The following is a 16,907-nucleotide window of genomic DNA, read 5'->3' as shown; positions in this document are numbered from 1 at the left end:
CGCGAAGTGATGGAGCAGAGATGAACGCCCCCGCTGAGAACGTAGTCGAGGCACTGCGCGCCGCGGTCAAGGAGACCGAGCGGCTGCGACGCCGCAACCGCACGATCGTGGCCGCGGCCCGGGAGCCGATCGCCGTGGTCGGCATGGGCTGCCGCTTCCCCGGCGGCGTCGACTCCCCGCAGGCCCTGTGGGAGATGGTCGCCGACGGCACCGACGTGATCTCCGGATTCCCGGACGACCGCGGCTGGGACCTGGAGGCGCTGCGCACGAGCGGCACCGACGACCGGGACACCTCCGTCAGCCAGCGCGGCGGGTTCCTGGACTCCATCGCCGGCTTCGATCCCGGCTTCTTCGGGATCTCGCCGCGCGAGGCCGTCACCATGGACCCGCAGCAGCGGCTGCTCCTGGAGACGTCCTGGGAGGCGATCGAGCGCGCCCGCATCGACGCCACCGGGTTGCGCGGCACCCGCACCGGCACGTTCATCGGCACCAACGGGCAGGACTACGCCTACCTGCTGGTGCGGTCCCTCGACGACGCCACCGGCGACGTCGGCACCGGCATCGCCGCCAGCGCCGTCTCCGGCCGGCTGTCGTACACCTTCGGCCTGGAGGGGCCGGCGATCACCGTCGACACCGCCTGCTCCTCCTCGCTGGTCGCGCTGCACCTCGCCGTGCAGTCCCTGCGCAACGGCGAGTGCACCCTGGCGCTGGCCGGCGGCGTCAACGTGATGTCGACGCCGGGCTCCCTGGTCGAGTTCAGCCGCCAGGGCGGTCTCGCCCGCGACGGCCGGTGCAAGGCGTTCGCCGACTCCGCCGACGGCACCGGCTGGTCGGAGGGCGCGGCCGTGCTCGTCCTGGAGCGTCTGTCCGACGCCCAGCGCAACGGCCACCCCGTGCTCGCCGTCATCCGCGGCTCCGCCGTCAACCAGGACGGCGCCTCCAACGGCTTCACGGCCCCCAACGGCCCCTCCCAGCAGCGCGTCATCACGCAGGCCCTCTCCAACGCGGGCCTGAACACCGGCGACGTCGACGTGGTCGAGGCGCACGGCACCGGCACCCCGCTCGGCGACCCCATCGAGGCCCAGAGCATCCTCGCCACCTACGGCCAGAACCGTGAACAGCCCCTGCTGCTCGGCTCGATCAAGTCGAACATGGGCCACACCCAGGCCGCGTCCGGCGTCGCCGGGATCATGAAGATGGTCATGGCGATGCGCAACGGGGTGCTGCCGAAGACCCTGCACGTCGACCGGCCCTCCACCCACGTCGACTGGACGGCGGGCAAGGTCGAGCTGCTCACCGAGAACCGCCCCTGGCCCACCGCGCCCGACCGCCCCCGCCGCTCCGGCGTCTCCTCCTTCGGCGTCAGCGGCACCAACGCGCACGTCATCGTCGAGCAGGCGCCCGACACCCCCGCCGCCCAGCCGGAAGAGGCACCGGCCGCGCCCCGCACCGCCGGCGTCCTGCCCTGGGTGCTCTCGGCACGCTCCGCCGCCGCCCTGCGCGAGCAGGCCGCCGCCCTCCTCGACCACCTGGACACCCCCGGCGCCCCCGGCGCACTGGACACCGCGTACTCGCTGGCCACCACCCGCGCGGCCCTGGAGCACCGGCTCGCCGTCGTCACCGACGCGGACGGCACCACCGGCCGCGACGCGCTCACCTCCTGGCTGGCGGGGGACCCCGCCCCGGACGCCCACGAGGGGCAGGCCCTCGGCCGTACCCGCAGCGCCTTCCTGTTCTCCGGGCAGGGCGCCCAGCGCCTCGGCATGGGCCGTGAACTCCACGCCCGCTTCCCGGTGTTCGCCGAAGCACTGGACCGCGCCCTGGACCTGCTCGACGAGGAACTCGGCGCCGGACTCGCCGACATCATCTGGGGCGACGAGGAAGCCCCGCTGAACGAGACGGGCTTCACCCAGCCCGCCCTCTTCGCCATCGAGGTCGCCCTCTACCGCCTGGTGGAGTCCTGGGGCGTCACCCCCGACTTCGTCGCCGGCCACTCGGTCGGTGAGATCGCGGCCGCCCACGTCGCGGGGGTGTTCTCGCTGGAGGACGCCTGCCGGCTGGTGGCGGCGCGTGCCGGTCTGATGCAGGCGCTGCCGCGTGGCGGTGCCATGGTGGCCGTGGAGGCGGACGAGGACGAGGTGCTGCCGCTGCTCACCGAGGGTGTCGCCGTGGCGGCGGTCAACGGTCCGACCTCCGTGGTGGTCTCCGGTGCGGAGGAGGCCACTCTCGCGGTCGCGGAGCAGCTTGCGGCGCGGGGTCGCCGTACGAGCCGCCTGCGGGTGAGCCACGCCTTCCATTCGCCGCTGATGGACCCGATGCTGGAGGAGTTCCGGGCGGTCGCGGAGACGCTCTCGTACGACGAGCCGCGGATCCCGGTCGTCTCCCACCTCACCGGCGCCGTAGCCGCGGACGGGCAGTTGACCGACCCGGACTACTGGGTGCGTCATGTCCGCGAGGCCGTGCGGTTCGCCGACGGCGTCCGCACGCTCGCCGAGGCCGGCGCCGACGTCCTGCTCGAACTCGGCCCCGACGGCGTGCTCGCCGCCCTGGCCCAGCAGTCCGCCACCGCCGTCACCATCCCGTTCCTGCGCAAGGGCCGCCCCGAGGAGCACAGCGCCGTCACCGCGCTGGCCCGGCTGCACACGGCCGGCGTCACCGTCGACTGGACGGCGTTCCACGACGGCACCGGCGCCCGCACCGCCGAACTGCCCACCTACGCCTTCCAGCACGAGCGCTACTGGCCCAAGGCGACCGCGACTGCCGTCGACGCCTCCGGTCTCGGTCTGGCCTCGGCCGACCACCCGCTGCTCGGCGCCGCCATGTCGGTGGCCGGTTCCGACGAACTCCTGCTGACCGGCACCCTGTCGCTCGCCACCCACCCGTGGCTCGCCGACCACCGCGTCGGCGGCACGGTCTTCTTCCCCGGCACCGGCTTCCTGGAGTTGGCCGTCCGCGCAGCCGACCAGGCCGGTTGCGACCGGGTCGAGGAACTGACCATCGCCACACCGCTCGTGCTGCCCACCACGGGCGCCGTGCAGATGCAGATCTCCGTCGGCGCCGCCGACGAGAACGGCCACCGCGAGCTGCGCTTCTTCACCCGGCCCGGTGAGGACCAGGACGCGGAGTGGACCCAGCACGCCACCGGCCGCGTCGGCTCCGGCGAGCACGTCATCGGCTTCGACACCACCGTGTGGCCGCCGCGTGACGCGGAGGCCGTCGACATCGAGGGGCTGTTCGACCGCTTGGCCGCCAACGGCTTGGACTACGGTTCGGTCTTCGGCGGGCTGAGGGGCGTCTGGCGCCAGGACGACACGGTCTACGTCGAGGCCGAGCTGGCCGAATCGGTCGAGGACGCCGGTGCCTTCGGTCTGCACCCGGCGCTTCTGCACGCTGCCCTGCACGGCACCGTCTTCCTGTCCGACGACAGCGGTCTGCTGCCGTTCGCCTGGGAGGGCGTGTCCCTGCACGCGGACGGGGCGAGCACCCTGCGGGTGCGGATCGCCTCGTGCGGTGACGACGCGGTGCAGATCGCGGCGGTCGACCCGGCGGGTCAGCCGGTCGTCTCCGTGGAGTCGTTGACGCTGCGTGCCGCGGACGCGGAAGCCGGTGCCCAGCCGCGCCGCGATGACGCCAACTCGCTGTTCCGCATCGACTGGACCCCGCGCACGGTCGCCGCCCCGGCCGCTCCCGCCACCTGGGCCGTGCTCGGTGATGACCCCTTCGGTCTGACGGCTGTGCTCGCCGCGGACTCCGAGGCGGTCGCGGGCGTGCATGCTCCGGCTGCGACGCTTGGGGAGTTGGCTGCCCGGAGCGGGGCCGTACCCGACATGGTCGCGGTGACGGTTCGTGGCGACGTCGATCAACGGCCCGAAGCCGCACACGAGTTGGTCCGTGAGGTGCTTGCTCTGGTGCAGGGGTGGCTGGCCGAGCCTGCCTTTGCCTCCTCCCGGCTGGTTCTGGTGACCCACAGCGCTGTCGCCGACGGCGAGCGCGGTCCGCTCGATCTGGCCGCTGCCCCCGTGTGGGGTCTGGTGCGCTCCGCCCAGTCCGAGAACCCGGGCCGGCTGCTGCTGGCCGATGTCGATGACACGGCTGACTCGCTGTCCCGACTGCCGCTGCTGGCAGGGCTGTTCGACGCGGAGGAGCCGCAGGCCGTCGTCCGTGAGGGCACGGTCCGTGTCGGTCGGCTCGCCCGGCTGGAGACCGGTGGCTCTCTCGCTCGGCCCCTGGAGCCCGAGGGTACCGTGCTGGTCACCGGTGGCACCGGTGGTCTCGCCTCCGAACTGGCCCGCCACCTGGTCGCCGAGCACGGCGTCAAGCACCTGCTGCTGACCAGCCGTCGCGGACTTGACGCCCCCGGTGCCTCAGACCTCGTCCAGGCGCTGGCCGGCCTGGGTGCCGAGGCCAGGGTCGCCGCGTGTGATGTCGCCGATCGTGACGCTCTCGCCGTGCTGCTCGCCTCCGTCCCGGCCGAGCACCCGCTGACCGCGGTGGTGCACACGGCGGGTGTCCTCGACGACGGCATCGTCGCCTCCCTCACCCCCGACCGCCTGGACACCGTGCTGCGGCCGAAGGTCGACGCCGCCTGGCATCTGCACGACCTCACCCGTGATCTCGACCTGGCCGCCTTCGTCCTGTACTCCTCGACCTCCGGTGTCATGGGCAGCCCCGGGCAGGCCAACTACGCGGCGGGCAACACCTTCCTGGACGCCCTCGCCGCCCACCGTCAGGCCCTCGGCCTGCCCGCCACCTCGCTCGCCTGGGGTGCCTGGGAGCAAGGCGTCGGCATGACCGGTCAGTTGAGTGGCCAGGACGCCCGCCGGATCAGTGACGCCGGCGGGATGCCGCTGCTGTCCGTCGAGCGGGGTCTGGCCCTGTACGACGCCGCCATGCTCGCCGGTGAGCCGCTCGTGGTGCCGCTCGGTCTGGGCGGTGGCGGCCCGGTGCCCGCCGGTGCCGGCGTCCCCGCGATCCTGCGCGGGCTGGTCCGTACCGGCGGTCGCCGGGCCCGGGCGGCCACCGCTGCGGTCGCCCGCGCCGGACTCGCCGAGCGTCTCGCCGTTCTGCCCGAGGAGCAGCGTCGGCCGTTCGTCGTCGACCTGGTGCGTGCCGAGGCAGCCGCGGTTCTGGGCCACGGTTCCGCCGACGCCGTGGACGCGCGCCGCGAGTTCCGGGGGCTCGGCTTCGACTCGCTCACCGCGATCGAGCTGCGCAACCGCCTCGGCAAGGCAACCGGTCTCACTCTGCCTGCCACGCTCGTCTTCGACTACCCGACGCCCGAGCGGCTTGCCGACCATCTCCTGGACGAACTGCTGGGCGCCGATGCCGTCGAGGTCTTCGCCGCCCCGGAAAGCGCCGCCGACGTGACGGACGATCCTGTCGTCATCGTCGGGATGGGCTGCCGCTTCCCGGGCGGTGTCCAGACGCCCGAGGACCTGTGGAACCTCCTCGGGTCCGGCACCGACGCCATCACCGGCTTCCCCGCCGACCGTGAGTGGGAGTCGTCGAGGCTCGTCAGCGGTGAGGCCGGCGGTGTGTCGGCAAAGGGCGGTTTCCTCAGCGACATCGCCGGCTTCGACGCCGGGTTCTTCGGGATCTCGCCGCGCGAGGCCCTCGCCATGGACCCGCAGCAGCGCATCCTGCTCGAAGTCACCTGGGAGGCCATCGAGCGCGCCGGTGTCGACCCGGCCACGCTGCGCGGCAGCCGCACCGGTGTCTTCATGGGCGTCAACGGCCAGGACTACTCCAGTCTGGTCATGGGGTCCCGCGACGACGTCGCGGGCCACGCCACCGCCGGTCTCGCGGTCAGCGTCGTCTCCGGTCGCCTCTCCTACGCACTGGGCCTCGAAGGCCCCGCCCTGTCCGTCGACACGGCCTGCTCCTCGTCGCTGGTGTCCCTGCATCTCGCCGCGCAGGCGCTGCGGTCGGGAGAGTGCGGCATGGCGCTGGTCGGTGGTGTCACCGTGATGACCACCCCGGCCAACTTCGCCGGGTTCTCCCGGATGGGCGGCCTTGCCCAGGACGGTCGCTGCAAGGCGTTCTCCGACTCCGCCGACGGCACCGGCTGGTCCGAGGGCGCGGCGGTGCTCGTCCTTGAGCGCCTCTCCGACGCCCGCCGCGCCGGACACCGGGTGCTCGCCGTCGTGCGTGGCTCCGCCGTCAACCAGGACGGCGCCTCCAACGGCCTGACCGCGCCCAACGGCCCTTCCCAGCAGCGGGTGATCCGGCAGGCGCTGGCCAACGCGGGCCTGAACACGAGTGATGTCGACGCGGTCGAGGCCCATGGCACCGGCACCCCGCTCGGCGACCCGATCGAGGCGCAGGCGCTGCTCGCCACCTACGGCTCCGACCGCGACCCGCAGCAGCCGTTGCTGCTCGGTTCGGTGAAGTCCAACATCGGCCACACCCAGGCCGCGGCCGGTGCCGCCGGACTCGTCAAGCTGGTCATGGCGCTGCGCAAGGGCAAGCTCCCGCGCACCCTGCACGTCACCGAGCCGTCCTCGCACGTCGACTGGTCTCTGGGTGCCGTGCGGCTGCTCACCGAGGAGACCGCGTGGCCGGAGACGGGCCGGGCGCGTCGGGCCGGTGTGTCGTCGTTCGGCATCAGCGGCACCAACGCCCACGTCATTCTTGAGGGCGCTCCCGATGAGCCGGTGCCCGTGCCGCCTGCCGACCGTCCGGTGCCCGGCGCGCTCGCCTGGCCCGTCTCGGCGAAGTCCGAGGCCGCGCTCGACGCCCAGGTGGAGCGGCTGCGGGAGTCCGCCGACGCGCTGCCCGCGCTCGACACCGCGTACACCCTGGCCACCGGCCGCTCCAGCTTCGAGCACCGGGCGGTCCTGCTCGCCGCCGACGGCGCCCTCACCGAGGTCGCCCGTGGCGTCGCCGAACCGCGCCGTACCGCCTTCCTGTTCTCCGGGCAGGGTGCCCAGCGCCTCGGCATGGGCCGTGAACTGCACGCCCGCTTCCCGGTGTTCGCCGAAGCGTTCGACTCCGTCGCCACTCTCCTGGAGACCGGGAAGGGTGCATCCGTCCGCGACGTGATGTGGGGCACCGACGAAACCGCCCTGAACGCCACCGCGTTCACCCAGCCCGCGCTGTTCGCGGTCGAGGTCGCCCTGTTCCGCCTGGTGGAGTCCTGGGGTGTCACCCCGGACTTCGTCGCCGGTCACTCGGTCGGTGAGATCGCGGCCGCGCATGTCGCGGGGGTGTTCTCGCTGGAGGACGCCTGCCGGCTGGTGGCGGCGCGTGCCGGTCTGATGCAGGCGCTGCCGCGTGGCGGTGCCATGGTGGCCGTGGAGGCGGACGAGGACGAGGTGCTGCCGCTGCTCACCGAGGGTGTCGCCGTGGCGGCGGTCAACGGTCCGACCTCCGTGGTGGTCTCCGGTGCGGAGGAGGCCACTCTCGCGGTCGCGGAGCAGCTTGCGGCGCGGGGTCGCCGTACGAGCCGCCTGCGGGTGAGCCACGCCTTCCATTCGCCGCTGATGGACCCGATGCTGGAGGAGTTCCGGGCGGTCGCGGAGACGCTCTCGTACGACGAGCCGCGGATCCCGGTCGTCTCCCACCTCACCGGCGCCGTAGCCGCGGACGGGCAGTTGACCGACCCGGACTACTGGGTGCGTCATGTCCGTGAGGCCGTGCGGTTCGCCGACGGCGTCCGCGCGCTCGCCGGCCGGGGTGTCACCGCCTTCCTGGAGGTCGGTCCCGACGGAGTGCTCTCCGCGCTCGCCGCCGCCTCCCTGTCCGACACCGACGCGGTCGTCGTGCCGGCGCTGCGCAAGGACCGCGACGAGACCGTGTCCGTCCTCAGCGGCGTTGCCCGGCTGCATGTCGCCGGTGTCGACGTCGATTGGTCGGCCCCCCTGTCCGGCACCGGCGCCCGCATCGCGGATCTGCCCACCTACGCCTTCCAGCACGAGCGTTACTGGCCCAAGGCGGCCCCTGCCGCCCTGGACGCCTCCGGTCTCGGTCTGGCCTCGGCCGACCACCCGCTGCTCGGCGCCGCCATGTCGGTGGCCGGTTCCGGCGAACTCCTGCTGACCGGCTCCCTGTCGGCCGCCACCCACCCGTGGCTGGCCGACCACGTCGTCGGCGGCCTGATCTTCTTCCCCGGTACCGGCTTCCTGGAACTGGCCGTCCGTGCCGCCGACCAGGCCGGCTGCGACCGGGTCGAAGAGTTGATGATCGCCGCGCCGCTGGTGCTCCCCGCCACGGGTGCCGTGCAGGTGCAGATCTCCGTCGGCGCCGCCGACGAGGACGGCTCGCGCGAGCTGCGGTTCTTCACCCGGCCCGGTGAGGACTTCGACGCGGAGTGGACCCAGCACGCCACCGGCCGCGTCGGGTCAGGTGAGCAGGTCATCGGCTTCGACACCACCGTGTGGCCGCCACGCGACGCCGAGGCGATCGACATCGACGGCATGTTCGAGCGCTATGCCGCCGACGGTTTGGAGTACGGTCCGGTCTTCCGTGGACTGCGTGCCGTCTGGCGCCAGGACGACACGGTCTACGCCGAGGTCGCCCTGCCCGAATCGGTCGAGGAGGCCGGTGCTTTCGGCCTGCACCCGGCGCTCTTCGACGCCGCCCTGCACAGCACGGTCTTCCTGTCCGCCGAGGGCGACGACCGCAGTCTGCTGCCGTTCGCCTGGGAGGGCGTGTCCCTGCACGCGGACGGGGCGAGCACCTTGCGGGTGCGGATCGCCTCGTGCGGTGAGGACGCGGTGCAGATCGCGGCGGTCGACCCGGGAGGCCAACCCGTCGTCTCCGTGGCGTCGTTGACGCTGCGTGCCGCGGGCCCGGAAGCCGGTGCCGAGCCGCGCCGTGACGACGCCAACTCCCTGCTCCGCATCGACTGGACTCCCCGTACGGTCGCCGCCCCTGCCGCTCCTGCCACCTGGGCCGTGCTCGGTGATGACCCCTTCGGTCTGACGGCTGTGCTCGCCGCGGACTCCGAGGCGGTCGCGGGCGTGCATGCCCCGGCTGCCACGCTTGAGGAACTGGCCGCCCGCAGCGCGGCCGTACCCGACATGGTCGCGGTGACGGTCCGTGGCGGCCGCGACCAACGACCGGAAGACGCACACCAGTTGGCCCGTCAGGTGCTGGCTCTGGTGCAGGAGTGGCTGGCCGAGTCCGCTTTCGCCTCCTCCCGGCTCGTCGTGGTCACCCGGAACGCCGTCGCTGACGGCGAGCGCGGCCCGCTCGATCTGGCCGCTGCCCCCGTGTGGGGCCTGGTGCGTTCCGCCCAGTCCGAGAATCCGGGCCGGCTGCTGCTGGCCGATGTCGATGACACGGCTGAGTCCATGGCCCGACTGCCGCTGCTGGCGGGGCTGTTCGACGCGGAGGAGCCGCAGGCGCAGGTCCGTGAGGGCACCGTTCGTGTCGGTCGGCTCGCCCGGCTGGAGTCCGGTTCCTCTCTCGTTCCGCCGGCCGGGACGCCGTGGCGGTTGGGCAGCCGCGTCAAGGGCAGCCTCGACGGTCTCGCCCTGCTGCCGCATCCGGAGGCCCTGGAGCCGCTGGTCGGCCGGCAGGTGCGCATCGGGATCCGTGCCGCGGGCCTCAACTTCCGCGACGTGCTCAACGCTCTCGGCATGTACCCCGGTGAGGCGGGACTGTTCGGCTCCGAAGCCGCCGGTGTCGTGACCGAGGTCGGTCCGGACGTCACCGAACTGGTCCCCGGCGACCGGGTCATGGGCATGGTGTTCGGCGGGTTCGGTCCGTCGGGCGCTGCCGATGAGCGACTGCTGACCCGCGTTCCCGACGACTGGTCCTGGGAGACCGCGTCGTCCGTGCCACTGGTGTTCCTCACCGCCTACTACGCGCTGAAGGATCTCGCCGGGCTGAAGGCGGGCGAGAAGGTCCTGATCCACGCCGGTGCCGGTGGTGTCGGTATGGCGGCGATCCAGATCGCCCGTCACCTCGGTGCGGAGGTCTTCGCGACGGCCGGCGAGGGCAAGTGGGATGTGCTGCGCTCCCTCGGGGTCGCCGACGACCACATCGCCTCCTCGCGCACCCTCGACTTCGAGGCGGCGTTCGCCGAGGTCGCGGGGGACAAGGGCCTCGATGTCGTCCTGAACGCCCTGGCCGGCGAGTTCGTCGACGCGTCGATGCGGCTGCTCGGCAGGGGCGGCCGGTTCCTGGAGATGGGCAAGACCGATATCCGGGACGCCGACTCCGCCTCGGACGGCATCACCTACCGGTTCTTCGACCTGGGCATGGTCGACTCCGACCACATCCAGCGGATGCTGCTCGACCTGGTCGGCCTCTTCGAGCAGGACGTACTGTCCCCGCTGCCGGTCCGTGCCTGGGACGTCCGTCGCTCTCGTGAGGCCTTCCGCTTCATGAGCATGGCCAAGCACATCGGCAAGATCGTGCTGACCATGCCCCGGCCCCTGGACCCCGAGGGCACCGTCCTGGTCACCGGTGGCACCGGTGGTCTCGCCTCCGAACTGGCCCGCCACCTGGTCGCCGAGCACGGTGTCAGGCACCTGCTGCTGACAAGCCGCCGCGGGCCCGACGCCCCCGGTGCCGCCGACCTCGTCGAGGCGCTGACCGACCTGGGTGCCGAGGCCAGGGTCGCCGCCTGTGACGTCGCCGACCGTGACGCTCTCGCCGCGCTGCTCGCCTCCGTCCCGGCCGAGCACCCCCTCGCCGCGGTCGTGCACACGGCGGGTGTCCTCGACGACGGCATCCTCGCCTCCCTCACCCCCGACCGCCTCCACACCGTGCTGCGGCCGAAGGTCGACGCCGCCTGGCACCTGCACGACCTCACCCGTGATCTCGACCTGGCCGCCTTCGTCCTGTACTCCTCGACCTCCGGCGTCTTCGGCAGCCCGGGGCAGGCCAACTACGCGGCGGGCAACACCTTCCTGGACGCCCTCGCCGCCCACCGCCAGGCCCTCGGCCTGCCCGCCACCTCGCTCGCCTGGAACGCCTGGGAGCAGGGCAGCGGCATGACGAGCGGACTGAGCGACGAGGACATGCGCCGCATCAACGACAACAGCGGCATGCCGCTGCTGTCCGTCGAGCGGGGCCTGGCCCTGTACGACGCCGCCACCCTCGCCGACGAACCGCTCGTCGTGCCGCTGGGCCTGGGCGGTGGCGGCTCGCTGCCCCCCGGCATGAGCGTCCCCGCGATCCTGCGCGGGCTGGTCCGTACCGGTGGGCGCCGGGCCCGGGCCGGCACCGCCGCGGTCGCCCGCGCCGGACTCGCCGAACGTCTCGCCGTTCTGCCCGAGGAGCAGCGCCTGCCGTTCCTGGTCGACCTGGTGCGTGCCGAGGCCGCCACCGTCCTCGGGCACGGATCCGCCGACGCCGTGGACGCCCGCCGCGAGTTCCGCGGCCTCGGCTTCGACTCGCTCACCGCGATCGAGCTGCGCAACCGCCTCGGCAAGGCCTCCGGCCTCACCCTGACCGCCACGCTCGTCTTCGACTACCCGACGCCCCAGCAGCTCGCCGAGTACCTCCTGGACGAACTGCTCGGCGCCGACGCCGCGGAGGCCTTCACCGCCCATCGGACCGCTGCCGCCGCGTCCGACGACGACCCCGTGGTCATCGTCGGCATGGGCTGCCGCTTCCCGGGCGGTGTCGGATCGCCCGAGGAACTGTGGGACCTCGTGGCCTCCGGCACCGACGCCATCACCGGCTTCCCCGCGGACCGTCAGTGGGAGTCGTCGACGATCGGCGGCGAGCTGGGCGACCTGTCCGGGCAGGGCGGATTCCTGAGCGACATCGCCGACTTCGACGCCGACTTCTTCGGCATCGCGCCGCGCGAGGCCCTGGCCATGGACCCGCAGCAGCGCATCCTGCTCGAAGTCACCTGGGAAGCCGTGGAGCGCGCCGGACTGGACCCGACCGCCCTGCGCGGATCCCGTACCGGTGTCTTCATGGGCGTCAGCGGTCAGGACTACTCCGGTCTGGTCATGCGCTCCCGCGACGACATCGCCAGCCACGCCACCACCGGCCTCGCCGTCAGCGTCGTCTCCGGACGCCTCGCCTACACGCTCGGCCTGGAGGGCCCCGCCCTCTCCGTCGACACCGCCTGCTCCTCGTCGCTGGTCTCCCTGCACCTCGCCGCCCAGGCACTGCGGGCGGGGGAGTGCACCATGGCCCTGGCCGGCGGTGTCACCGTCATGACCACCCCCGCCAACTTCGCCGGATTCTCCAAGATGGGCGGCCTTGCCCAGGACGGTCGCTGCAAGGCGTTCTCCGACTCCGCCGACGGCACCGGCTGGTCCGAGGGCGCGGCGGTGCTCGTCCTTGAGCGCCTCTCCGACGCCCGCCGCGCCGGACACCGGGTGCTCGCCGTCGTGCGCGGGACCGCCGTCAACCAGGACGGCGCCTCCAACGGCCTGACCGCGCCCAACGGCCCATCCCAGCAGCGGGTGATCCGGCAGGCGCTGGCCAACGCGGGCCTGCGGCCCGGCGACGTCGACGCGGTCGAGGCGCACGGCACCGGCACCCCGCTCGGCGACCCGATCGAGGCGCAGGCGCTGCTCGCCACCTACGGCTCCGACCGCGACCCGCAGCAGCCGCTGCTGCTCGGCTCGGTGAAGTCCAACATCGGCCACACCCAGTCCGCGGCCGGTGCCGCCGGACTCGTCAAGATGGTCATGGCGATGAGCAACGGCACGCTCCCGCGCACCCTGCACGTCACCGAGCCGTCCTCGCACGTCGACTGGTCCCTCGGCGCCGTCCGGCTGCTCACCGAGGAGACCGCGTGGCCGGAGACGGGCCGGGTCCGCCGGGCCGGTGTGTCGTCGTTCGGCATCAGCGGCACCAACGCCCACGTCATCCTCGAAGACGCCCCCGAGCCCGCCGCGGACGAGCGCCCCGCCGAGGACACCGCGACCCCCGCCGTCACCCCGTGGGTCGTCTCGGCCCGCTCCGAGCAGGCGCTCGACGCCCAACTGGAGCGGCTGCGCGCCCATGCCGCCGCACATCCGGAGGCCTCCCGCGCCGACATCGGCCTGTCCCTCGTGACGAGCCGGTCCTCCTTCGAGCACCGGGCCGTCCTGCTGGCGGGCCCCGACGGCGTCACCGAGGCCGCACGCGCCGAGGCCGGCGCCGCACGTACACCTGCGTTCCTGTTCTCCGGCCAGGGCGCCCAGCGCCTCGGCATGGGCCGTGAACTGCACGCCAGCTTCCCGGTGTTCGCCGAGGCCCTGGACACCGTGCTGGACCTGCTCCAGGCCGAACTCGGCTTCTCCCTGCGGGAGATCATGTGGGGCGACGACCCGGAACAGCTCAACCGCACCCGCTGCACCCAGCCCGCGCTGTTCGCGGTCGAGGTCGCCCTGTTCCGCCTGGTGGAGTCCTGGGGTGTCACCCCTGACTTCGTCGCCGGTCACTCGGTCGGTGAGATCACGGCCGCGCATGTCGCGGGGGTGTTCTCGCTGGAGGACGCCTGCCGACTGGTCGCCGCGCGCGCCCGGCTCATGGACGCGCTGCCCGAGGGCGGCGCCATGGCCGCCGTCGAGGCCACCGAGGACGAGGTGCTGCCGCTGCTCGACGACGGCGTCGCCGTCGCCGCCGTCAACGGCCCCACCTCCGTCGTCGTCTCCGGCCCCGAGGACGGCGTCGACCAGCTCGTCGCCCTCCTGGAGTCGGACGGCCGCCGCACCACCCGCCTGCGCGTCAGCCACGCGTTCCACTCGTCGCTGATGGACCCGATGCTGGAGGAGTTCCGGGCGGTCGCGGAGACGCTCTCGTACGACGAGCCGCGGATCCCGGTCGTGTCCAACCTGACGGGCGAGGTCGCCTCCGCGGGCACGCACACCCGGGCCGACTACTGGGTGCGTCATGTCCGTGAGGCCGTGCGGTTCGCCGACGGCGTCCGCGCGCTCGCCGGCCGGGGTGTCACCGCCTTCCTGGAGGTCGGTCCCGACGGAGTGCTCTCCGCGCTCGCCGCCGCCTCCCTGTCCGACACCGACGCGGTCGTCGTGCCGGCGCTGCGCAAGGACCGCGACGAGACCGTGTCCGTCCTCACCGCCCTGGCCCGCCTGCACACCGCCGGCCTGGACGCCGACTGGAGCGCCCTCTTCGCCGACACCGGCGCCCGCCGGGTGCCGCTGCCCACGTACGCCTTCCAGGGCACCCGCTTCTGGCCCGACACCACCGCCGCTCCCGGCGACGTGGGCGGACTGGGCCTGGACGCCGGAGGGCACCCGCTGCTCACCGCCGCCACGGCAGTCGCGGGCGCGGACGAGACGCTGCTCAGCGGACGCCTGTCGGCCGCCGCACAGCCCTGGCTCACCGGCCGCGCGGACGACGGCACCATCACCCTGCCCACCGCGGTCCTCGCCGAACTCGCGCTGCACGCCGCCGAGGCCTGCGACCGCACCACCGTCGAGAACCTCACCGTCGGCGCGCCCCTGACGTTCACCGGGAACCGCCCCCAGCGCCTCCAGGTCCTGGTGGGCGCCCCCGACGGGACCGGCCGGCGCACCCTCACCGTGCACACCCGCGCCGACGGCGACGACGCCCCGTGGGTCGAGCGGGCCACCGCGACGCTCACCGACGCGCCCGCCGCCCCCGCCACCGCCGACAGCGCATGGCCGCCCGCGGACGCCACCCCGGTCGACGACCTGCCCGAACCCACCAACGCGGCCGTGCTGCGCGCCGCCTGGCGGCGCGGCGGGGACGTCTTCGCCGAGGTCGAGATCACCGAACAGAGCCCGGCCGAGCAGGCGTTCGCCCTGCACCCGGCGCTCCTGGACACCGCGGTCCGGGCCGCCGTCCTCCTCGACGGAGACGGCGACGACACCCTCGACGCCGTCGCCTGGGACGGGCTCGTCCTGCACGCCGCGCACCCGGTCCTGCTGCGGGTGCGGCTCACCGCCACCGGCGACGACACCTGGGCGCTGGAGGCGACCGACCCGCAGGGCGGCCCCGTGCTCTCGGTGCCCTCGCTCACCCTGGGCGCCACCGCCGCCGAACCCGGCACCGACGCCCCCGCCGCGGACGACGCCGCGCTGCTCACCCTGGACTGGGTCGCGCCCGCCCCGGCTTCGCGCTCCGGCGACCGCGGACCGTGGGCTGTGCTCGGCGACGCGCTGCCCGGACTGGACACCGCGCTCACCGCGGCGGACGGCGTCCTCGTCACCCGCGCGCACTCGCTCACCGAACTGCTGGACAGCGGGGCACCCCTGCCGTCGCTGACGCTCCTGCCGGTCGAGGGCGACCCCGCCGCCGGGGACGACCTGCCCGCCGCGGTCCGCGCCGCCACCGTGCCGGTGCTCGACCTGCTGCGCCGCTGGACCTCCGACACCCGCACCGCGGACTCCCGCCTCGCGATCGTCACCCGCGGCGCCGTCGCGGCCGGCCAGGAGGACGTGACCGACCTGGCGGCGGCGGCCGTCTGGGGACTGGTCCGCTCCGCCCAGTCCGAGAACCCGGGCAGTTTCCTGCTCCTGGACCTCGACCCGGCCGACGGCGCCTACACGACCGACGCCGCCGTCCTGGCCTCGCTGCCCGCCCTGTTCGACGCGGGCGAGACCCAGGCCGCCGTCCGGGGCGGCGCGCTCACCGTCGCCCGCCTCACCCGCGCCGAGTCCACGCCCGCCCCGGCCGCCGACCAGGTCCGTGCCTGGGACCGCGACGGCACCGTACTGATCACCGGCGGCACCGGCGGCCTCGGCGCCGTACTCGCCCGCCACCTCGTCACCGGCCACGGCATCAAGCACCTGCTGCTGGCCGGCCGCCGCGGACCCGACGCACCCGGCGCCACCGCCCTGAGCGAGGAACTCTCCGCGCTGGGCGCCGAGGTCACCGTGCGGGCCTGCGACGTCTCCGACCGGTCCGCCGTCGACGCGCTGCTCGCCGGGCTGCCGCCCGAGCACCCGCTGACCGCGGTCGTGCACACGGCGGGCGTCCTCGACGACGCCACGATCGGCACCCTCACCGCCGACCGGCTCGACACCGTGCTGCGGCCCAAGGCGGACGCCGCCTGGCATCTGCACGAGGCGACCCGGGCCCTGCCGCTCGCCGGATTCGTCCTGTACTCCTCCGTGGCCGGCGTCACCGGAGGCCCCGGACAGGGCAACTACGCCGCCGCCAACACGTTCCTCGACGCGCTCGCCGCGCACCGCGCGGCCCAGGGCCTGCCCGCCCTGTCGCTGGCCTGGGGACCGTGGGGCCAGGGCGCCGGCATGACCGGCACGCTCACCGACGCCGACATCGAGCGCATGGAACGCTCCGGGATGCCGCCGCTCACCGAACGCCAGGGCCTCGCCCTGTTCGACGCGGCGAACGGCCAGGACGAGGCACTCGCCGTGGCGATCCGGGTCTCCCGGTCCGCCGCCGCCCCCGAGGCCGGCGACGTCCCCGCGGTGCTGCGCTCCCTGGTCCGCGCCCGGCGCCGCGCGGCGGCCACGGCCGGTGCCGACGGGCTCGCCCGCCGGCTGGCCGGTCTCGGCGCCGAGCAGCGGCACGAGACCCTCGTCGGCCTGGTCCGCCAGGAGACCGCCGGGGTGCTCGGTCACTCCGGTGCCGACGCGGTCCCCGCCGACCGGGACTTCAGCCGGCTGGGCTTCGACTCGCTGATGGCGGTCGAACTGCGTACCCGGCTCTCCGCGGCCACCGGCGTGCGGCTGTCGTCCACGCTCGTCTTCGACCACCCGACGCCCACCGCCGTCGCCCGGCACCTGGCCGGCTCCCTGGCGGGCGGGGACCGGAGCGGCACCGCCGCTTCTCCGCTGGCGACGCTCGACCGGCTGGAGGCGGAACTGTCCGCCGACGGCATGGACGAGGCCACCCGCCGCGGGGTCGCCGGCCGGCTCCAGCGGCTGCTGGCCGCCTGGGACGGCACCGGCCCGGACGGGGACGGGCCGGCCGTCGGCGAACGGATCGAGGCGGCGAGCACCGAGGAGATCTTCGCCTTCATCGACAACGAACTCGGCCGGTCGTCGAACTCCTGA

The 16,907-nt window shown here is 74.0% G+C and carries 1 protein-coding gene; it reads left to right on the top strand.

What is annotated here, in order from left to right:
- Positions 1–20: 20 nt before the first annotated feature.
- Positions 21–16,907: a type I polyketide synthase gene (locus TNCT6_RS03985; protein WP_141356603.1), complete on the top strand. Its 16,887-nt coding sequence runs from the start codon at positions 21–23 to the stop codon at positions 16,905–16,907.

Origin of the sequence: Streptomyces sp. 6-11-2 (assembly GCF_006540305.1) — a bacterium.
Classification (GTDB): Bacteria; Actinomycetota; Actinomycetes; order Streptomycetales; family Streptomycetaceae; genus Streptomyces.
Note: the sequence above shows the minus strand (reverse complement) of the source record. Positions and strands in the feature narration are given on the sequence as shown.